This is a genomic window from Roseomonas sp. SRI_022 (assembly GCF_057586215.1).
In genome coordinates this window covers 36,484-56,888 of record NZ_JBYCZL010000025.1, presented here as the reverse complement: position 1 = coordinate 56,888, position 20,405 = coordinate 36,484, and the positions used below count along the sequence as shown (strand labels likewise).

Here is a 20,405-nt window from a genome sequence, read left to right as displayed (position 1 = left end):
GAGGCGCTTGGCGCATGTCCAGCCGGTCCCTTAGTCTCGTTGGATCAATACGCCAGCCAAGGAAACACCATGCGCGGCATTGCCCTCCGTCTGCCTGTCCTCGCCGCCTTGCTGTTCGGCGCCGCGCCGGCTCTCGCACAGTCCGCCTGCCCGGGGCGCATTTCCGCCAACTCCTTCAGCCCGGTGCCGGCCAATGCGGCGATCGCGGTTCCCGACCGGCCCGGCGGCAGCCCAAACGACCGGATGCTGCGTGACGCGGTGCTCGCCGCGCTTGCCAATGCCGGGCGGCGCGTCGATGCGAATGCGCCCTTCATCCTGTCGTGGCACGGCGGCACCTCCATCGAGGGCGATAATTTCGGCGGCTTCAACGACCGCACCTCCGGCCGCACCTTCCGTGAGAGCGACGACATCTCCTGGACGCATAACGCCCCGCGCATGGGTGGGCGGTCGGTGCCGACGCTGCGGGTGTCCGGCACGGTGGACCTGCGCGAACGCGCGACGCAGCGGATCGTGTGGACCGCGGTGATCACCTGCAACCGGCAGGGGCGCGACGATGCGGCGCTATTCGCGTACCTGGCCAATGCGGTGGCACCGCTGCTCGGCCAACCGGCGGCCGGGCGGCCCTTCTGAACGCGCCCGCCACGACGCCGCGCGCGCGTGCCGAGGCGGCGCAATCGCGCGCCTCGGACCCCGCGGCCTCGGCCTGGGTGGAGGCCTCGGCAGGGTCCGGCAAGACCAAGCTGCTGACCGACCGCGTGCTGCGGCTGCTGCTGGCGGGCGTGGCACCCGGGCGCATCCTGTGCCTGACCTTCACCAAGGCGGCGGCGGCGGAGATGGCGACGCGGCTCGCCAGAGCCCTGGGCGGCTGGGCGACGGCCGAGGATGGCGAGTTGGCGCGCACCCTCGCCGCGCTGACCGGGCGGCGGCCGGAGCCGCAGGAATTGATGGCGGCGCGCGCGCTGTTCGTGCGCGTTCTCGAACAACCGGGCGGGATGCGGATCTCCACCATCCACGCCTTCGCACAGTCGCTGCTGCGCGCCTTTCCGCTGGAAGCAGGCCTCGCCCCGCAATTCGCGGTGGTGGAAGAACAGGAAGCGCGGACCATGCTGGCGCGCGAACGCGAGGCGGTGCTCGCCGCCGCGCCGGACCGCGCGGCGCTCGAGAACCTCGCCCGCCTGGTGCCCCCGACGCGCTTCGCCGAGGTGGTCGGCACACTGGCGCAGGATCGCGGGCGGCTGCTGCGCGCGGTGGAACGCCCCCAGGGTGTGGCGGGGCTGGAACCGGCACTGGCACGCGCGCTCGGCCTGACGCCGGGCGAAGCGCGGGAGGATGCGCTGATCGCCGCCGCCTGCGACCCGGATGCGACGCCGCTGTCGCGCGCCGGCGCACTGCTTCGCGCAAGCGGCAATGCCAATGACCAGGAACGAGGTGCCGCGATCGCCGCTTGGCTCGCCCGCGACATCTCGGGCCGCGCGGCGCATTGGGAGGGATGGCGCGGCATCCTGCTGACCGACAAGAACGAGCCGCGCAAGCGCCTCGTCACCAAACAGGCCGGCGCCGATGCGCCCTGGGTGCAGGACACGCTGACCGCCGAGGCCGAACGCGTCGCCGAGGTGCAGGAAGCCCGCGCCGCGGCGCGCGTGCTCGCCGCGACCATCGCGCTGCTGTCGATCGGCGCGCCGGTGCTGCAACGCTACGATGCGGCGAAGCGCCGTGCCGGCATGCTCGACTACGACGACCTGATCCGCGGCGCGGAACGCCTGCTGGAGGATCCCGGCAGCGCCTGGGTGCTGTTCAAGCTCGATGGCGGGCTCGATCACGTCCTGCTGGATGAGGCGCAGGATTCCAACCCCGACCAATGGGGCATCGTGCGGGCGCTGACCTCGGAATTCTTCGCCGGGCTCGGCGCGCGGGAGGACGGGCGCACCATCTTCGCCGTAGGTGATGAGAAGCAGTCGATCTACCGCTTCCAGGGTGCGGATGCGGAAGGCTTCGCGCGGGAACGCACACATTACGCGGCGGCGGTGCCCGATGCCGGGCAGGAGTTCCGTCCCGTCGCGCTCGACGTGTCCTTCCGCTCCACCACGCCCGTCCTCGCCTTGGTCGATGCCGTCTTCGCCGAGGGCACGGCGCGCAATGGCGTGGTGGCCGAGGGCGACACGCTGCGGCATTTCGCCGACCGCGCCGGCCAGGCGGGGCAGGTCGAATTATGGCCGTTGCTCGCCGCCGCCGACGCGGCCGAACCGCCGCCCTGGGCGCCGCCCGACGCGCCGGTGGATGCCGAGGGCGCGCCACAGCGCCTGGCCGCGCTGCTCGCAAGCCGCATCCACCACATGATCGCGACCGAGACGCTGCCCGCCCGCGTCGATACCGGTCGCGCAGCGGAGCAGCCCGAGGGCCGCCGCGTGCGCCCGGGCGACATCCTGGTGCTGGTGCGTGCCCGCGCGCGCGGCGGCTTCGTGCCGTCGCTGGTGCGCGCGCTGAAGGACCTGCGCATCCCGGTCGGCGGCGTCGATCGCATGGTGCTGGCCGAACAGATCGCCGTGCAGGACATGCTGGCGCTCGCGGATGTGCTGCTGCTGCCGGAGGATGATCTGTCCCTCGCCGCCTTGCTGAAATCGCCGCTGGTCGGGCTGGAGGAGGAGGACCTGTTGGCGTTGGCCCAGCCGCGCCAGGGCGCACTGTGGTCGGCGCTGGTCGCGCATCGCGGCGCGGCGTCGCGCCTTGGCCAGGTGGCGGATTGGCTGGCGGGGTTGATGGCGCGGGCCGACCTCGCCACACCGCATGCGCTGTTCGCAGGCGTGCTGGGCGCGCCGGGACCGCTCGATGTGCGGGCGGGACGGGCGCGGATGCTCGCGCGGCTTGGCCCCGATGCGGCCGATCCGCTCGATGAGTTCCTCAATGCCGCACTCCAGCACGAAGGCGCGCATCCGCCATCGCTGCAGGGCTTCGTGCAGCAGCTTCGCCAAGGTGGTGCCGAGGTGAAGCGCGAGGCCGAAGGCGCGGGCGATGCCGTGCGCATCATGACAGTGCATGGCGCGAAGGGATTGCAGGCACCGATCGTCATCCTGCCCGACACCACCGCCGAACCGCGCGACCGCACCACCTTGCGCTGGCTGCACGACGACCTGCCCGCCTGGGCGCCGCGCCAGGATGGCTTCGACGCCGCCGCGCTGGCGCAGCGCCGTCAGCAGGACCAGGACGCCGATGCGCGGGAACGCCATCGCCTGCTCTATGTCGCGCTGACGCGGGCCGAGGATCGCGTGCTTGTCTGCGGCTGGCAGGGCGGCAGATCGGTGCCGGATGAATCCTGGTACCGGCTGATCGAACGCGGCTTCGCGCGCTTGGACGGCGCGACCGAGGCACCCTTCGACCCCACGATCTTCGGTGCCCCCGCCGGGCTGTTCCCACCCGAGGCGATACTGCGCCGATTCGTCGCCGCACAGTCCGCCCCGCCGAGAGCGGAAGACCCGCCACGCGCCCGTGTCACCGCCGCCGCGCTCCCAGATTGGGCGCGCCGCCCCGCGCCGCGGGAAGCACCCGAGGGTGCGGTCGCACCCTCCGCCTTGCCAGGCGAGGAGGAAACCCCGGCCGCGCCGCCGCGCCCCGCCGACGATCCGCGCGGGCTGCGCTTCCGTCGCGGCCGGCTGGTCCATGCCCTGCTGCAACACCTGCCCGACCACGCACCCGGCCAGCGCGCGGCGATGGCCCGCCGCTTCCTCTCCCGCCCCGGTCATGGGTTGGAGGAGGCGGAGCGCGAGGCGGTGCTGGCCGAGGTCGTGGCGCTGCTGGCCAACCCGTTGCTGGATGCCGCGCTCGGCACGGACAGCCTGGCTGAGGCGCCGCTGGCCGGGCGCGTCGGCGACCGGCTGATCGCCGGCCAGGTGGACCGGCTGCTGGTGACGCCCGAACGCGTGCTGGTGCTGGACTACAAGACCAACCGCCCGCCACCCGCATCGCCGGAGGCGGTGGCGCCGCTCTACCTTCGGCAGATGGCGGCCTATCGGGCCTTGCTGCGGGCAGCCTTCCCGGGGCGTCGCGTGGATTGCGCGCTGGTCTGGACCTATGGCGCGCGAGTGATGGCGCTGCCCGACGAATTGTTGGATCGCCACGCGCCGAGGTGATCCGGGGCACCCTTTCCACGCGGCGCGCGCCGGCGCAGCATTGTCCCCGGAGGAAACAACCATGTTCCGACGCCGGGCCCTGCTCGCCGCGCCGGCCCTGTTGCTCGCGCGCCCGGCGCGCGCCCAGCAGCGGCCCTTGCGCATCATCACGCCCTTCGCCACGGGCGGTGCGACCGACTCTCTCGCCCGCATCATCGGGGCACGCATCACCGCGCTGACCGGCCAGGCCGTGGTCGTGGAAGCGAAGCCCGGCGCGGGCGGCGACCTCGCCATGCAGGCGGGTGCCGCGGCGGAACCGGACGGGCATACGCTGATCCTCGGCAGCGATTCATCGCTGGTGCGCAACCCGATGCTGCGTCGGACCATCCCGTACGATCCCGAACGCGACTTCGCGCCGATCGCGCGGCTCGTCACCTCCTGGTACGCGATTGCGGTGCACGCCTCGGTACCCGCGCGCACGGTCGCGGAATTCTTCGCCTGGGCGCGCGCCAATCCCGGCCGCGTCAACTACGGCTCGGCCGGGCCCGGCACGCTGGCGCATGTCATCGGGGAGATGATGAGCCAAGGTCAGCGGCTCGAGATGCAGCACATCCCCTATCGCGGCGCGAACCCCGCGCTGCAGGACCTGGTGGCGGGGCGGTTGCAGTTCTACGCGGTCTCGGCCGGCGGGCTGCTGCCGCTGCTACGGGAAGGCAGCGTGCGCGTGCTGGCGGTGACCGGGCCGTCCCGCCAGCCGGAATTGCCCGGCGTTCCGACCGTGATCGAAGCCGGCTTCGCGGAGTACGACCACTCGGCCTTCTACTCGCTGTCCGGTCCTGCCCGCGTGCCGCCTGCCTTCGTGGATCAGACCGGCGCGCTGCTCGGGCGCATCATGGCCGAAGCGGACACGGCCGAACGTCTGCGCGCGCTTGCCTTCGACCCCGCCTTCCTGGGGCCGGAGGCCTTCCGCGCCTTCCTCGCCGCCGAGCGTATCCGCTGGCGCGAGATCATCGCCCGCACCGGGCTGACGCTGGAGAGCTGACGCGCATGACCCTGCTTCGCTTCGAGGAATTCACCGCCAGACCGCAACGCGCCGCCGCCTTGCAGGCGAAGCTGCGCGACGTGCCGGGTGGGCGGATGTTCGGCCTGTGGCGCGCGCAGATCGGGCCGTCGATGAACATCGTCACCCGCGCCTCGCTGTGGCCCGGCGAACCGCCCGCCACGCCCGAGGCCTCGGATCCCGATGTGGCGTCGTTACGCAGCCGGGTGCTGACCATCCTGACGCGCGGGGAGACGCCGCCCGATCCGGCGCGCGGGGGCATCGTCACGCATCGCTGGTTCGTCCTGCCTTCCACCGACGTCGCCGAGATGGTCGCCATCACCACCGAGGCCTGGGTCGGCTTCGAGGGCGACACCGGCAGCGAGCCGCTCGGGCTGTGGCAGGACCGTTCGGCGGGCGAGCCGGCGCATGTGCTGCTGATGACCTGGTATCCGTCACTCGCGCATTGGGAGCAGAGCCGCTTCTGGAACAGCGCCGCGGCCGGTCCGGACCAGGTGCAGCGCGCGAAATGGGGCGCGCTGTTCGCGCGGCGCCGCCAGATGCTGTTCGACACCTGGGTCACGGTGCATGGAGCCGAATCGACATGAGCGAGTCCGACATCGCCGCCGCCCGCGCCGCCATGGACGGCTTCATGGAAGCCTTCAGCGCCGAGGATGCGGAGGCCATCCGCACGCGGTGGTATCACTTCCCGCATGTCCGGTTTCACAGCGGCAAGGTCACGGTGTTCGAGCGGCCCGAGGATTTCCGCTCCATCGTCTTCGACCGCCAGGGCCAGGCCCGCGAATGGGCAAAGAGCGCCTGGGACTATGTGGAACTTGTCGATGCCGGACCGGGCAAGGTGCATTTCCGCGTGCAGTTCAGCCGGTTCCGCGCCGACGGCTCGCGCATCGGGTCGTACAAATCCTTCTACATCGTGACGCTGAAGGACGGGCGCTGGGCGATCCAGGGAAGGTCGTCCTGGGCGGAGTGAGAAGGAAGAAAGGCGGGGGAGTTCTCTCCCCCGACCTTCAGCCTTCCTCCGGCACCAGGCAGGTCAGCCGCGACGGGTTCTGCTCGCTGAGGAAGATCCGCCCGTCTGGCCCGCGCCACATCCCGTGCGCACCGTTCAGCACCGGCCGGCAGCGCCCGATGATCGTCCCGTCCGGCGCTAGCAGCGACAGTTGCGGCACCTGGTCCGTCACATAGAGCCCACCGCCGGGCGCGCCATGCACGCTCATCGGCTTGTGGTTGCCACGCCAGTCCGCCAGCCACATCCCATCCGACGTGAAGACCTGCACGCGGTTGTTCTCGCGGTCCGCGACTGTCACGCGCCCATCGGGCAGCACCCACACCGAATGCGGCGTGGAGAATTCGCCGGGCCCAGTGCCCTCACGGCCCCAGCGGCCCATCGGCGTGCCTTCGGCACTGAAGCGATGCACCACCGATGCCGCATAGCCGTCCGCAACGTAGATCGACCCATCGGGACCGAAGGCGACGTCGCAGGGCGCGTTGAAGGGCTCGCCGGGATGGTCGCGCCGACCGATGCCGCCGAGCCGCTTGCCGTCGCGCGAGAAGACGATGATCTCCTGCGCATCGCGATCGACGACGAAGACGCGCCCGTCCGGATGGACGGAAAGCATGTGCCCGTCCGCGACCTCGGCCCCGCCCCACGCGTCGATGCGCCGCCCATCCGGTGACAGCACGACGACGGCGGGGTTTTCGGGGTCCGCCATCGGGTCCTGGCGAAGCTGCACATAGACGCGGCCCTCCGCGTCGCAGGCCACGTCGCTCGGCACGCCGCAGCCGCGCGGCACCTCGCCCCACGGGCGTTCGATGCGATAGCGGGTCTGCCCCAGGCGGACGAAAAGCTGATGGCGCGCCATGGTCCTGTCCTTCCTCGATCGCGCGCAGGGTGGCGCGGGGGCGGCGGGTCGGCAACGCTTGACGCGACGCGAAGCCGCCGCGCACACCGGTCGCACCGTTGAGCAGGGATCGTCCGCCGCCGATGCCACCCGAACCGCCCGCCCGCATCGGGGTCCCGCTCATCCTGTTCGCCGTCATCGCCGTGGTGGCTGTGAACCTCGGCGCGCTCGCCGCACCCCATGCCACGCTGCCCTTCGGCCGGCTCGCGGATCCGGATGCCTATCTGCGGCTCGACCGCGTGCTCGCGCTGCGCATGGGCGGCGGCTGGTTCGACGACGTCACTGTCGCGGTCATGGCGCCGGAGGGTCTGGCGCTGCACTGGACGCGTCCGCTCGACCTGCTGATCCTGCTGCCGGCGCTCGCCCTCGAATGGCTGGCGGGGATGGATCCGCGACGGGCCATCTTCACCGCCGGCATCTTCGTGTCCCCCGTGCTGCATGCCGGCGCGGCGATCGCCGCGGCCTGGGCGGCGCGGGGCCTGTGGCCCGGCAAGGCACCCTGGCATGCCGTGCTGCTGATGGTCGCGACACCGACCGCGACGATGTACTGCACTGCCGGGCGGGCCGACCATCACGCGCTGATGCTGCTGATGCTGGCGTTGGCCTTTGGCGCGGCGGTCCGTGCCCTGTCTCCGGGCGGGTCGGCGCGTGCGGCGGCCTGGACGGGGGTTGCCGTCGGCGCCGGCATCTGGGTCAGCCCGGAGGTGCTGATTGCCGCCGCCCCGCTGCTGCTTGGCACCGGCCTGGCGGCGATGCTCGCATTCGATGGCCGGACGCTCGCCTTGCAGGGGCTGCGCATGGGCATCGGCGCGACGGTGACGATCATCGTTGCGATCGTGACGGAACGCCCGCCGGTCGGTTGGTTCGACATCGCCTATGACCGCGTGTCGCTGCATCACCTGGTCCTGACGCTGCTGGTGAGCGCCGTCTTCCTCGTGGCGGCGCGGGTGGGTGCCTGGACGCAGGGGCGCCGCATCGCCGCCTGCGGCGCCGCGGCTACCCTCGCCCTTGGGGGATTGCTGCTGGCCTTCCCGCGCGCGCTGCTCGCCTCGCTGGCCCAGGCGGATGAGACCTCGCGCACGGTGATGCTGCCCGCGGTGCAGGAGATGCAGCCCCTGCCGCCATTCGGTGAGGGCGATATCGGCACGACGTTGGCGACGATCGGCGGGCCGCCCTTCATCGCCATCATCGCGATCCTGCTTGCCGCGCCGGCCTGGCGCCGGGACGGGCGCTGGCCGGCGGGGCTCGCCGTGACCCTGGCTCTGGCCGCCACCCTGGTCGCGGCCTTCGCGGCGCGCCGCTTCGCGCTCGACCTCGCGGTGCCGGCGGCGCTGGCCGGGGCGGGCATGGTCGGACTGCTGCTCGATGCCTCCTGGCCACGGGCGGCCGCATCGCGGGCGCTGCTGACCGCTGGGCTGCTGTTTGGCCTGCTCGGCCTGCCGCTGCTGTCGCTGGCCGGGCCATCCCCCGCCGCGCAGGCCAGGCTGCCCGAGACACAGGCACGCGAGGCTGGCTGCGACGCGACCGCCGTGGCGCGCTGGCTGGACGCGACGCGGCCTGAGGTCACGCCCGGCCAGCCAAGGCCGATCCTGATGGCCTCCGACATCTTCCTGGGGCCGGAGATCGCGTGGCGCGCCCCCTACCGCACGGTCGCCGGACCCTATCATCGCGGCGGCGAGGCCTTCGCCGACACGCTGACAGTCTTCACCGCCACCGACCCGGATGCGGCGCGCGGGGTGCTGCACCGGCGGCAGGTGTCGCTGCTGCTGTTCTGCGCGGCCGCGCCCGGCATCAACATTCCGCCGGGCAGCCTCACCACACGCCTCCGCGACGACAATCCCCCAGCCTGGCTGCGCCCCGTGCCGCTGCCTGCGGCGCTGTCTGGCTTTCGCCTCTTCGTCCCGCAATGACCACCGGGCACGTACGCTACGGTGCCGTTTGGCGCATGCCGAGGCCCGCCCCCACCCGGCAATTTCCGCCTGCGCGCAAAACCCTCTAGCCTGACCCACCAGCAGGAGAAGCATCATGCCGGTCCGCCGCTCGCCCTTCCGCCTCGCCCCGTTGGTGCTCGGCCTCGGCCTGCTGGCCGGCTGCGAGCAGGCAGGCAGTACTGCCGGGGCCGTGGCCGGCAGCGCCGCAGGGTCAGCGGCGGCCGGCGCCGTCGCGGGGTCGGTCGGGGGACCGGCCGGGCAGGTTGCCGGGGCCGCCGCTGGTGCGGGGGCAAGCATCGCCGTCGCGCAGGTGACGCGCATGTCCACCGCCGCCGCGCAGGGTGCCTGGGATGCCGTCGCGCAGGAACCCGTGGCAGCCTGCACCGGTGCCGCCGACAAGCCCTGCGCCGAGGCCCAGGCCCTGCGCGCCCGCGCCTGCCGCCGACAGGCCGCCGCCGCGACGGCCGACCAGCGCGCCGGCTACCTCAACTGCGCCGTCACGGCCGGCCAGGCCGCGCTCGTCGCCGGTGGCGCCAATACCCAGGCGGAACGCAACACCTGGCGGGAGGAACTGCTCGCCGCGCTGTACGACCGCCGCTCCGGCACGCCACGGGCGAGCATCTGCCCTGACAACGACCTGATGCGCAGCGAGGCCGACACGCTGCTGCGCGATGCGCCGGGCAATGCCAGCGCCCGCTTCCACGGCGCCAGCGCGCGGATGATGGGTGTCTCCGTTTCCTGCGGGGCGGAGGACCAGCGCTGCACCGAGCTCGGCCAAGCGGCGCGGCTGCTGAACCCGCCGCAATCCGACACGCGCTGGACGCAGACCGCCGAGGGCGTGCGGACGTTGCAGCGGGTCGTGGTGGGCTGCCCGGAAGGCTGACGGTCGCGGAGGGTCAGTCCAGCCTGATCCCTCGCGCCCGGACGATCGTGCCCCAGGTTTCGGTTTCAGCCGCCAATTGCCGGCGGAAGGCGTCCGGTCCCTCGGTGCGGATCGTGGCACCCAGTGTCGCCATGCGCGCCGCCATGGCCGGTTCGGCGAGCACTTGGCGGAAGGCGCCGTATAGGCGCTGGACCGCCGCATCCGGCGTGCGCGCCGGGGCGAGCGTGCCCTGCCCGATACCGGCATCCCAGGCCGGCCAGCCGAGCTCGCGGAAGGTTGGCACATCCGGCAGGTCGGGCAGGCGGTTCGGGCCGGTCACGGCGATGGCGCGCAGCCTGCCGTCCTTCACGAAGGGCAGCACCGCCGTCGCACCGTTGACGATGAGCTGGCTTTCATTGGTCACCGCTGCCTGGATGCCGATCATGCCGCCCCGGTAGAAGACCTCGGTGACGGACCCGCCCCAGTGCTGCACCACGATCAGCGCCGTCAGGTGGTTCAGCGCGCCGACGCCCGAATGGGCGAAGTTGATGCGACTGGGTTCCGCCTTCACCAGCGCCGCGAGTTCCGCACCGTTCTGCGCCGGCACGGAAGGATGCACGGCCATGATGTAGGGCGCGAAGGTCAGCAGGGTGATCGGGGCGAGGTCGGCGGCCGGATCATAGGGCAGGCGCGCGAAAAGGCTCGGCCCCGTGGTCAGGATGCCGGTGTCGGTCAGCAGGATGGAGGTGCCGTCGGGCGGCGACTTCGCGACATTGTCGGCGCCGAGGTTGCCCGCCGCGCCGCCGCGGTTGTCGATCACCACGACCTGGTTGAGCACACGTTGCAATTCCAGCTGCAGCAGCCGGGCGAGAATGTCCGACGAGCCGCCGGGCGGGAAGGGAACGACGATGCGCAGGGGGCGCTCACTGCCCTGCGCGGCCGCGCCGCGCGCGCCGAGCAGCGCGGGCAGGGCGAGGACCGCGCGGCGCGGTGTTTCCAGCATCTTCTTCATGGCGTTGTCCTTCCCTTCTCCGCGCCCAGTGCGCGGAGGATTCCGGCGATGGTGCCGGTTGCGTAGGCACGGCTGCGATGGCCCCAGACGGTGTCGCCTTCGACATGCGGGACATGGTCGTCGATGACGAAGCCGTCGAAGCCGGTATCCATCAGCACGCGCAGCACGGCGACGGAATCGACGCTACCTTCGTCGATGAAGGCCTCAGCGAAGCGCGGCAGTTGGCCGGCGACGGAACGCAGATGGACGTAGTGGATGCGCCCTTCGCGCGCGAAGCGGCGCAGCGCCTGCATCATGGCGTCCGCGCCGGCCTCGGCGAAGGTGCCGGTGCAGAAGCAGATGCCGTGGTTGGGGCTGTCGGCGAAGGACATGGCGCGGGCGAAGGCGGCTTCGTCGCGGAAGATGCGCGCCACGCCGTCCAGCACCGGCACGGGCGGGTCGTCGGGGTGTAGCGACAGCTTCACGCCTGCCGCCTCGGCAACCGGCAGGACTGCGGTGATGAAGCGCTCCCAGTTCGCCCACATCTGCGCCTCGTCGCGCCGCGGCAAGGTGCCGGTCGCGACGCGGCGGCCGATCGCATCGTCATAGGCTGTGACCAGCGCGCCGCCGCGGCCATGCGCGGCCTTGGCGGTGCGCCAGACGCCATCAGGGATCCAGTTGTAGCCGAGCACCGGTATCCCCGCCTGGCCCATGGCGCGGATGGTGGCCTTGAAGTCCTCGATCTGTTCGTCCGCGCCCGGCAGGCCAAGCATCGCCTTGTCGATCAGGTTGCGCGGCACGCCCTCGATGCAGTCGAGCGTGAGGCCATGCGCTTCGACGGCGGCGCGCATCTGCGCGAGGTCGAGCGCCGACCAGCGCCGCGTCGGCGCGCGCGGCCCCGCGGCGGCGGTGAATTCCTTGTTGAGGAAGGTGATCCAGCCCGGGCTGTCGAGATCCGGCTTGTTGACAGTGACGCCGGCACAGCCGATCTGGCGCGCAAAGGCGAGGTCGGCCTGGGTCAATTCCCGGAACTGCCCGGCAAGGACGCGCATTGGACTGGTTTTCTCCCACAGAATTTTATCTAATCTGGTCGATATGATAGAATCAAGCCCCATCACCAATGAGGACGCCGTCACCGCACAGCTCCGCCGGCTGATCGTGGAGGGCGCCCTGCCACCCGGCGCAAAGCTGACCGTGGCGACGCTCTCGGCGCGGCTGGCCGCCGGCGCGACGCCGGTGCGCGCCGCGCTGAAGCTGCTGGAAGGCGAAGGGCTGGTGGAGGCGCTGCCCTATCGGGGGGCGCGGGTCCGCGCACTGGCCACCGAGGACATCCGCAATCTTTACCGGTTGCGCGGCGCGGTACTCGGCCTGTTGATCCCTGATGTGGTGCGCCACGTCTCCAACGCGGAACTGGACGCACTGGACGCGCTGGAGGCGCGGTTCGAGGCCGCCGCCGCCGCCGGCGACGGCCCTGGTGCCATGGCCGTGAACCAGGCCTTCCACCGCACCCTGTTCGCCACCGCCCGCAATCCAGATGCGGCGGCGGTGATGGAACGATCCTGGGCGCTGGTCGAGGCGCTGCGCCTGCGCCTTGGCTTCGGCCCCGGACGCCTGCAACGGTCGGTCGAGAGCCACCGCGCGCTGCTAGCCGCGCTGCGCGCGCGCGATGCCGTTACCGCAACGGGACTTGCCGTTTCATCCTCGGATGCCGCAATGGCGGATCTGCTGGCTCGGGCGGGGTGACCGTCGCGCGTCCGGCGGCATTGGCACGGCAGGACGGCTGATATGTCGAAGCAGGCCCCGAAGCTGCTTTCCGGCGGCAACCCGCAGATTCCCAAAGGCGAGGGAGACGGACCGGTGCAGGCCTACATCGCCGCCATGCCTGGCTGGAAGCAGGGGGTCGGACGGCACCTCGATGCGCTGGTCGGCCACATCGTCCCGGATGCGCGCAAGGCGGTGAAGTGGAACACGCCCTTCTACGGCGCCGCGGCCGATGCTGGCTGGTTCCTGAGCTTTCACTGCTTCACCCACTATGTGAAGGTCACCTCCTTCCGCGGCAGCGCGCTCGATCCGGTCCCCCCCGGCGCGTCCAAATACCCGGAGGTGCGCTATTTCGACATCCGCGAGGACGCGCCCTTGGACGACGCCCGGCTCGCCGCGTGGATCGGACAGGCGAGCCGGCTGCCGGGCGAACGGCTTTGAAGGAGCGCAGCGTGGCGAAGGACGCAGAGACCGGCCAACCCCCGTCCCGCCTGATCGACGAGCGGATCGCGGCGCTGGGCGATTGGCGCGGCGCGACGCTCGCCCGGATCCGTGCCCTGATCCACGAGGCCGATCCCGATGTCGTCGAGACCTGGAAATGGCGCGGCGTGCCGGTATGGGAGCATGCCGGGATCATCTGCACCGGCGAGACCTACAAGACCGCCGTGAAGATGACCTTCGCGCAGGGCGCCTCGCTCGAGGATCCGTCGGGGCTGTTCAATGCGAGCCTGGAGGGCAACACCCGGCGCGCCATCGATGTCCATGAAGGCGACAGCATCGACGAGGCAGCGCTGAAGGCGCTGATTCGGGCGGCGGTCGCGCTGAACACCGCGAAGAAGCGGCGCTGAGCCTGCCCGCCGCTGCGCATCGGCCGCGCCCGGTGTAGGCTAGCGTCACCAACCATGAACGGGGACATCACCAGCCCATGAGCGACACGAAGATCGGCACCGGCGCGGAAGCCGTGCCGGGCCAGTACATCCAGGTCCATTACACGGGCTGGCTGTTCGATGAGAACGCGCCGGACAAGAAGGGCACGAAGTTCGACAGCAGCCGCGACCGCGGCCAACCCTTCGAATTCCAGCTTGGCGTCGGCCAGGTCATTGGCGGCTGGGACCAAGGCTTCGCCGGGATGAAGGTCGGCGGGGAACGCACGCTGATCATCCCGCCTGAACTGGGCTATGGCGCGCGCGGCGCCGGTGGTGTGATCCCGCCGAATGCAACGCTGATCTTCGAAGTCGAACTGCTCGGCGTGGAGTGATCGAAGGGGCTTTGCCCTCTCCGAGCCTCTCCCACCAAAGGCCAGCGGGCCTTTGGAATGACAATCTTTTTGGACCCCGCTGGCCCGGTTCGGTGCCAGGTGATGGTTTCCAAAGGCCTCGGGCCTTTGGTGGGGTGAGGTCCGGAGAGGGGCGACGCCCCTCTCCACCCCGCCCGCGGCCCCGAATCCCTGCCCCCGCTTCGTAACCAGCCTTGCGAAGGCGGGCCGCCATCCCGACAATGGCGGGATGGCTTCCCCGCTTGCCCTGACCGACGCCGCCGATCCCACCTTCGCGGAACTGCTCGCACTCCGCCCGCACCTGTCCCTGCACGCCATGGACGGGCTGGTGATGGAGGACGTGCCCCTCGCCCGCATCGCGAAGGAGGTCGGCACTCCCGCCTGGGTCTATTCCGCCGGTGCGCTGCGCGGCCGCGCCCGCGCGCTGAAATCCGCGCTGACCGCCGCTGGCCTGACCGCGACCGTGCATTTCGCGATGAAGTGCAACGACAACCTCTCGGTGCTGAAGGTGCTCGCTGCCGAGGGCCTCGGGGCCGACGTGGTCAGCGAGGGTGAGCTGCGCATTTCCCGCGCCGCCGGGATCCCGGCGTCTTCCATCGTCTTCTCGGGCGTCGGCAAGACGGCCGACGAGATCCGCCACGCGCTCGCCGAGGACATCTTCCAGATCAATGCCGAAAGCGCGGAGGAGATCGCGATGATCTCCGCCATCGCCGCGCAGATGGGCCGCACCGCCCGTGTCGCTATCCGCGTGAACCCGGACGTGGATGCCAAGACCCACGCCAAGATCACCACCGGCAAAAGCGAGAACAAGTTCGGCGTCGCCATCTCGGACGCTGCCGCGCTTTACGCGCGCATGGCCGCCCTGCCGGGTATCGAGCCGATCGGCATTGCGACGCACATCGGCAGCCAGATCACCGCCGGGATGTCGGCCTATCGCGCCGCCTATGCGCGCCTTGCGGAACTGGTGAAGGCGCTGCGCGCCGAAGGGCTGCCGGTGCAGCGCGTCGATTGCGGCGGCGGCCTCGGCATTTCCTATCGCGACGAGCCCGCGCCGGGCCCGGAAGCCCTGGCCGGCGCAATCCGCGCGACGCTTGGTGAGCTCGGCCTGCCGGTCATGCTGGAACCGGGGCGCTGGATCGCCGGGCCGGCCGGCGTGTTGCTCGCTTCCGTCGTGCTGCAGAAGCAGGGCGCTTCGCATCGCTTCGTTGTGGTGGATGCGGCGATGAATGACCTGGTGCGCCCCGCGATGTACGAGGCCTGGCACGGCATCGTGCCGCTGTCCGGCGCGCGCGCGGTCGCGCCGCTGTCGGCCGCCGAAGTGGTCGGGCCGGTCTGCGAGACCGGGGACACCTTCGCGCGCGGACGGATGCTGCCCTCGCTGGAAACCGGCGATGCGGTCGCCTTCCTCGATGCCGGGGCTTACGGCGCGGTGATGTCGTCCACCTACAACGCCAGGCCGCTGGCGGCCGAAGTGCTGGTGGACGGGTCGCGTTTCGCGGTGGTGCGGGAACGGCAGACCCACGACGCGCTGCTGCATGGGCAGCGGCTGCCGGAGTGGTTGGCGACGTGACGGGCACGGTGGGATTGGAGGGGCGCCGCCCCTCCAAACCATCCCGCCAAAGGGCAGTGCCCTTTGGAATGCCGGAACTTGGCGCTGATTGGCGGAGGGTCGCGCGATGAGCCGGCTTGCGCGCAGCACGCGTCTTGCCCGGCTCGTGCTGTGGTGGGAAGCGGCTTGGCCAGCACTGTGGCCACCCCTTGGCGTCATCGGCGCCTTCCTGCTCGTCGCACTGTCCGGGCTGCCGCTGCATCTGCCAGCGGGGCTGCATGCATTGCTGCTGCTGGGCTTCGCCGTGGCGCTGGGCTGGGCGGGATGGCGCGCGGTGCGGATGCTGGCGCTGCCCGGCATCGCCGCGGCCGAACGGCGGCTGGAACGCGATTCCGGCCTGACCCACCGGCCCATCGCCACCCTTGGCGACCGGCCGACCGGCAATGACCCGGTGGCGCTGGCGCTGTGGGAAGCGCATCGCCGCCGCGCCGCCGAACGGCTGGCGGCGCTGCGCGTTTCCGCGCCGAAACCCGGTCTCGCCAGGCGCGACCGCCGGGCGCTGCGGGGCGGGCTGGTCGTCGCCATGGTCGCCGCCGTGGTCGTCGCCGGGCCGGAGGCGCCGGAACGCATCCGCCGCGCCCTGGTGCCGCAGCTGACGGCTTCCGCCCTGCCCACCACGCCCGCGGTGCGGCTGGAAGCCTGGATCACACCACCGGCCTATACCGGCGCAGCGCCGGTCTTCCTCGACCCCGCTGGTGGGACGGTGTCGGTGCCGGCCGGCAGCCGGCTGCAGATTGCGGTCTCGGGCGGCACGGGTGGCGTGCCTGACCTCGTGCTGGATGGCACCGCGAGCCCGTTCCGCACGCTCGACCGGGCTTCCTTTGCTGCGGAGACGGTGCTCGACGCCGGCGCGCGGCTCGCGGTGCGGCGCGACGGGTCGGACATCGTGCAATGGACGCTGACCGTGCGCGCCGATGCGCCGCCGACCGCGGCCTGGGATCAGCCGCCTGCCCGCGCCCAGCGCGGCCTGGCCATCCGGCTGCCCTGGCGGGCGGAGGATGACTGGGGCCTTGCCGCGCTGCGCGTCGAATTGCGCCTGAAGCTGCGCCCGGATGCTGAGCCCGTGATTCTGGAACTGCCGCTGCCCGGCGGCAGCCCGCGCAGCGCGCGCGGCGCCGGCCAGCCCGACCTGTCCGCCCATCCCTGGGCCGGGCTGGAGGTCGAGGCCCGGCTGGTGGCGCGCGACCATGCCGGCCAGGAAGGCCGCAGCGACGGTGCCTTCCTGGAACTGCCGGAACGATCCTTCACCCATCCCGTCTCCCAATTGCTGATCGCGCTGCGCAAGGCGCTGTCGGTCGATCCGTCCGGCCGCGAGCCGGCACGCCAGGAACTGGACCGCATCGCGAACGCGCCCGAGGCCTTCGAGCACGACACCGGCACCTACCTCGCCCTGCGCAGCGCGCGACACCGGCTGCTGCGCGACCGCCGCCCCGGCGCGATCGCCGAGGTGCAGGAGACGCTGTGGGACATCGCCGTGGCGCTGGAGGAAGGCCGCACCGACCGCACCGCCCGCGCGCTCGCCGCCGCGCGGGAAGCGCTGCGCGAGGCGCTGGAGGAAGCACGCCGCAATCCCGAGAACCGCACCCAGGAACAGCGCGCCGAACTGCAACGCCGCATCGAGGAATTGCGGGAGGCGATCCGTCGTCACCTCGAAGCCCTCGCCGAGCGGCTGCAGCGCGAGAATGCCGAGGCGCTGCCCTATGACCCGCAGCAGCGGCTGATGGACCAGCGCGAGCTTGACCGTCGCACCCGCCGCATGGAGGAAGCCGCGCGGCAGGGCCGCAATGAGGATGCGCAGCGCGAATTGGCGGAGCTCGAGGAAATGCTCCGCGCGCTCGAGGAGGGGCGCAACATGCGCGCCGAGGACCGGCAGCGGCAGCAGCAGCGTCAGCGCGGCCAGCAGCAGATGGGCGCGGTGCAGGACATGGTGCAGCGTCAGGCGCAGATGCTCGACCGCGGCCATCAGCGCGCCGAGCAGGGCGATCGCGAGCGTGCCCAGCAGCGGCGCCAGCAGCCGCAATCCTTCAGCTGGCCGCAACGCCCGCCCCAGGCGCCGGAGCAGGCCCAGCCCAGCCCGCAGCAGCGGGCCGAGACCCAGCAGGACGCCCGCGTGCAGCGCGCGCTCCGCCGGGCGCTCGGCGAGCTGATGCAGCAATTCGGCGACCTGACCGGTGACGTGCCCCAGCAACTGGGCGAAGCCGACCGCGCCATGCGCGATTCCGCCGAGGCCCTGCGCGAGGGTCGCGATGCGCGCGACGCCCAGCAGCGCGCCATCCGCGCGCTGACCGAAGGCGGCCGCCAGATGGCCCAGCAGATGCAGCGCCAGTTTGGTCAGTCCCAGCCCGGCGAGGGCGAGGAGGATGGCGAGGGCGAGGGCATGGCCGGCGGCGAGCAAGGCGGTGAAGGCCAGGACCAGGCGCAGGAACAGGGGCCGGGCCGCGATCCGCTCGGCCGCCGCACGCGGGAGCAAACGGGCGGGCAGGACAATGCCTCCGACACCCGCGTGCCGGATGAGGCGGAGTTGCTGAAGACCCGCCGCATCCAGGAAGAACTGCGTCGCCGCGGCGCGGAGCGCGAACGGCCACCGGCGGAGCTGGACTACATCGACCGGCTGCTGCGCCAGTTCTGAGTCGGCCGTCGCCTTTGGCGACGGCCTGGGTTGTTGATTGTGCCCTCAGACGGCGGATGGTTTGGGCGCGTTCGCGCTTTGCGCTCGCGGCCCGATGCCCCGCATCGAGCCGAAGTTTGGCCCGGGACGTCCGGCGCTTGCCCTCAGCCCCGTCGCACGTTCCATGGATACGGCGACGATCCCTGCAGCATCCCCGTGATGTCACGCCGGAACGCCGTGCGGATCACGAACTGACCGAGAGGCACGAAGGACACATCCTCCAGTGCGTGCGTCCCGAGTTCCGTCGCCAGCGCCGCCTGGCGTTCCGGGTCGGTCGCGAACAGCCAGGCCTCGGCGAGTTCCTCGGCGCGCGGGCTGGACCACCAGCCGAACCAGCCGTTCAACCCCTGGCCGCGCACCAGGAAGGACAGCGCCGGATTGGCCCAGGCGGTCGCCCCGCCCGTGGTGTGCAGCATCGACCAGCCGCCGCGATCGACCGGCTCGCGGGAATTGCGCCGCTGCACCACCGTGCCCCAGTCGCTCTCAGCGAGATCGACATTCATCCCCATCCGCTTCATCCGGTCGGCCGAGACCTGCCCCAGCGGCCCGATATCCGGGAAGTCGGTCGGGTTGATGACGACGACTTTCTGATTGGCGTAGCCGGCCTCGCGCAGCGCGGCACGCGCGCGGTCGAGGTCGCCGGGCATCAGCGCCTCGCCCTCGTCGCGGTTGTACGGCGTGCCGCGCGGCCAGAGGCTGCGGTTGATCGCCCAGTCCGAACGGTCGTCGCCGCGGGAGGCGCGCATGTATTCCTCCTGCGCCACCGACAGGCGGATGGCACGGCGGATCGCGACATTGTCGAAGGGCGGGTGCAGGCAGTTCATGCGCATCACCGCCAGCCGCCCGAGCGGGTCCGTCACCTCCCGCCGCACGTCGCGCGCGCGGGCGAGCAACGGCTGCAGGTCGGGATGCGGGCGTTCCCACCAATCCATCTCGCCATTCTGCAGCGCGGCGGCGGCGGTCGCGGCGTCGGGCAGGATGTGCCATTCGATGCGGTTGAAATGCGCGACCTTGCCGCCCGAGGTCCAGGACGGCGCTTCCGATCGTGGCACGTAGCCGTCGAACTTTTCATACACCACGCGGCTGCCGGAATTGTATTCGCCGGCGAGGAAGCGGAAGGGACCGGAGCCGACCATCTCGGTCACCGCCCGCGCTGGATCGGTCGAGGCGATGCGTTCGGGCATGATGAACAGCGTCGAGGAATCGGGTTTCGCCAACGCGTCCAGCATCAGCGGGAAGGCGCGCTTCAGCCGGACGCGGAAATTGCGGTCGTCGGTCACGGACCATTCATCGACCACGCGCGCGAGCAACTGGCCGAAGGGTTCGCGCGCGCACCAGCGCTTGATGGACGCGATGCAGTCGGCCGAGCGCACCGGGCTGCCTTCGTGGAAGCGCAGCCCCTCGCGCAGGCGGAAGGACCAGGTCAGGCCGTCGGCGGAGGTCTCATGCCCCTCGACCATCTGGGGCTTCGGCTTCAACTGCGCATCGACGCCGTAGAGCGTGTCGAACACGTAGTAGCCGTGGTTGCCGGTGACCGTCGCGGTCGTGAAGATCGGGTCGAGCACCGAGAGATTGGCCTGCGGCACGAAGCGCAGCGTGGCGGCGCGGGTGTTCTGCGCGACCGCGGGTGCCGCAATCAGCCCGGCGGCGCCGGCGGCCATCAGGTGACGACGTGGGATCATGGATGTTCCTCCAGCGGCGTCTTGGCGCGCCGGCCGGAAAGGCTAGACCAGATTGCGCGCAACTCAATGCGGCGCAGCACCCACCGCAGTTTCCCGGCGGCGCGAGTGGCCATCGCATGGCCCGATTCCCAGCATCGGGCCGGAAGGTCAGCCCCGGTTGGCCGCGTCGTTCATGTCGAAGGTCAGTTCCACCCGCAGCCCGAACGGATCGGTCAGGAACAGCTGGTGCAGCGGGAAGCCGGGCAGCGGCGCCTCGGCATAGGGCACGCCCTCCGCCGCGAGCTTCGCCCGCACGTCCGGCAGGCCACGAACGCGGAAGGCAATGTGTTCGAAGGACACGCTGGGGGAGGGACCGGTCGGCGCCGTGACCGTGTCGCGGCAGGCCAGGTGCACGATCGGGCGGCCGCCAGCATAGAGCCAGGCGCCGGGGAAATCGAAGTTGGGCCGCGGCCCTTCCTCAAGGCCCAGCAGGTCACGGTAGAAGGCCAGCGCGGCCGGCAGGTCCTGCGGCCGTAGGCGAACATTGGCGTGGTCGAGTCCTTCGGGTCGCATCACTCCCTC

18 protein-coding genes are annotated in these 20,405 nt (G+C 71.5%); 13 read left to right on the top strand and 5 right to left on the bottom strand.

The annotated features are described in order from the left end of the window. Nucleotides 1-69: 69 nt before the first annotated feature. From AC2YHJ_RS21535 to AC2YHJ_RS21515, 5 genes are all read left to right on the top strand, one after another. Nucleotides 70-630, top strand: coding sequence for a DUF4136 domain-containing protein (locus AC2YHJ_RS21535; RefSeq protein ID WP_487398228.1), 561 nt, complete (start codon nucleotides 70-72; stop codon nucleotides 628-630). Next, nucleotides 627-4,124: a double-strand break repair helicase AddA gene (gene addA / locus AC2YHJ_RS21530; protein ID WP_487398253.1), complete on the top strand. Its 3,498-nt coding sequence runs from the start codon at nucleotides 627-629 to the stop codon at nucleotides 4,122-4,124. The genes AC2YHJ_RS21535 and addA overlap by 4 nt, the downstream gene beginning before the upstream one ends. Before the next feature lie 61 nt (nucleotides 4,125-4,185). Continuing rightward, entirely contained in the window at nucleotides 4,186-5,145 is a 960-nt protein-coding gene (locus AC2YHJ_RS21525) for a Bug family tripartite tricarboxylate transporter substrate binding protein (protein WP_487398227.1), read from the top strand. A gap of 5 nt (nucleotides 5,146-5,150) precedes the next feature. Continuing rightward, nucleotides 5,151-5,750, top strand: a complete 600-nt coding sequence (locus tag AC2YHJ_RS21520) for a hypothetical protein (protein WP_487398226.1) — start codon at nucleotides 5,151-5,153, stop codon at nucleotides 5,748-5,750. Beyond that, a complete protein-coding gene (locus tag AC2YHJ_RS21515; RefSeq protein WP_487398225.1) occupies nucleotides 5,747-6,133 on the top strand; it encodes a DUF6841 family protein in 387 nt (128 codons plus the stop codon). Before AC2YHJ_RS21520 ends, AC2YHJ_RS21515 begins: the two co-directional genes overlap by 4 nt. 37 nt (nucleotides 6,134-6,170) lie before the next feature. Here AC2YHJ_RS21515 and AC2YHJ_RS21510 read toward each other — a convergent pair whose 3' ends face one another. Beyond that, nucleotides 6,171-7,025 carry an NHL repeat-containing protein gene (locus AC2YHJ_RS21510; protein WP_487398224.1) on the bottom strand — a complete coding sequence of 285 codons (855 nt, stop codon included), beginning with the start codon at nucleotides 7,023-7,025 and terminating at the stop codon, nucleotides 6,171-6,173. 122 nt (nucleotides 7,026-7,147) lie between these two features. Between AC2YHJ_RS21510 and AC2YHJ_RS21505 the strand changes: the two genes are divergently transcribed. Together AC2YHJ_RS21505 and AC2YHJ_RS21500 are read left to right on the top strand one after the other, a co-directional pair. Further along, nucleotides 7,148-8,974, top strand: a complete 1,827-nt coding sequence (locus tag AC2YHJ_RS21505) for a hypothetical protein (protein ID WP_487398223.1) — start codon at nucleotides 7,148-7,150, stop codon at nucleotides 8,972-8,974. Between the two features lie 115 nt (nucleotides 8,975-9,089). Next, nucleotides 9,090-9,878, top strand: coding sequence for a hypothetical protein (locus AC2YHJ_RS21500; protein WP_487398222.1), 789 nt, complete (start codon nucleotides 9,090-9,092; stop codon nucleotides 9,876-9,878). 13 nt (nucleotides 9,879-9,891) lie between these two features. On the opposite strand, the gene AC2YHJ_RS21495 is transcribed toward AC2YHJ_RS21500, so the two are convergent. Together AC2YHJ_RS21495 and AC2YHJ_RS21490 are read right to left on the bottom strand one after the other, a co-directional pair. Next, nucleotides 9,892-10,869, bottom strand: coding sequence for a Bug family tripartite tricarboxylate transporter substrate binding protein (locus AC2YHJ_RS21495; RefSeq protein ID WP_487398221.1), 978 nt, complete (start codon nucleotides 10,867-10,869; stop codon nucleotides 9,892-9,894). Then, a complete protein-coding gene (locus AC2YHJ_RS21490) occupies nucleotides 10,866-11,900 on the bottom strand; it encodes a mannonate dehydratase (RefSeq protein ID WP_487398220.1) in 1,035 nt (344 codons plus the stop codon). Before AC2YHJ_RS21490 ends, AC2YHJ_RS21495 begins: the two co-directional genes overlap by 4 nt. A 43-nt stretch (nucleotides 11,901-11,943) precedes the next feature. Between AC2YHJ_RS21490 and AC2YHJ_RS21485 the strand changes: the two genes are divergently transcribed. The 6 genes from AC2YHJ_RS21485 (at nucleotide 11,944) to AC2YHJ_RS21460 (ending at nucleotide 18,123) form a co-directional block, all read left to right on the top strand. Next, on the top strand, nucleotides 11,944-12,591 hold the full coding sequence (locus tag AC2YHJ_RS21485; RefSeq protein WP_487398219.1) for a GntR family transcriptional regulator: 648 nt from the start codon (nucleotides 11,944-11,946) through the stop codon (nucleotides 12,589-12,591). Between the two features lie 42 nt (nucleotides 12,592-12,633). Further along, nucleotides 12,634-13,050: a DUF1801 domain-containing protein gene (locus AC2YHJ_RS21480; protein WP_487398218.1), complete on the top strand. Its 417-nt coding sequence runs from the start codon at nucleotides 12,634-12,636 to the stop codon at nucleotides 13,048-13,050. An 11-nt stretch (nucleotides 13,051-13,061) separates the two neighbouring features. Beyond that, a complete protein-coding gene (locus AC2YHJ_RS21475) occupies nucleotides 13,062-13,457 on the top strand; it encodes a DUF1801 domain-containing protein (RefSeq protein WP_487398217.1) in 396 nt (131 codons plus the stop codon). Nucleotides 13,458-13,534: 77 nt separating this feature from the next. Then, nucleotides 13,535-13,867, top strand: a complete 333-nt coding sequence (locus AC2YHJ_RS21470; RefSeq protein ID WP_487398216.1) for an FKBP-type peptidyl-prolyl cis-trans isomerase — start codon at nucleotides 13,535-13,537, stop codon at nucleotides 13,865-13,867. Nucleotides 13,868-14,114: 247 nt separating this feature from the next. Continuing rightward, a complete protein-coding gene (gene lysA / locus AC2YHJ_RS21465; protein WP_487398215.1) occupies nucleotides 14,115-15,455 on the top strand; it encodes a diaminopimelate decarboxylase in 1,341 nt (446 codons plus the stop codon). Between the two features lie 106 nt (nucleotides 15,456-15,561). Next, nucleotides 15,562-18,123, top strand: a complete 2,562-nt coding sequence (locus AC2YHJ_RS21460) for a TIGR02302 family protein (protein WP_487398214.1) — start codon at nucleotides 15,562-15,564, stop codon at nucleotides 18,121-18,123. Between the two features lie 143 nt (nucleotides 18,124-18,266). Here the strand turns inward: AC2YHJ_RS21460 and AC2YHJ_RS21455 are convergent, their stop codons facing one another. Beyond that, a complete protein-coding gene (locus tag AC2YHJ_RS21455) occupies nucleotides 18,267-19,844 on the bottom strand; it encodes an ABC transporter substrate-binding protein (protein ID WP_487398213.1) in 1,578 nt (525 codons plus the stop codon). Nucleotides 19,845-19,991: 147 nt separating this feature from the next. Then, nucleotides 19,992-20,396: a VOC family protein gene (locus AC2YHJ_RS21450; protein ID WP_487398212.1), complete on the bottom strand. Its 405-nt coding sequence runs from the start codon at nucleotides 20,394-20,396 to the stop codon at nucleotides 19,992-19,994. Nucleotides 20,397-20,405: the final 9 nt, after the last annotated feature.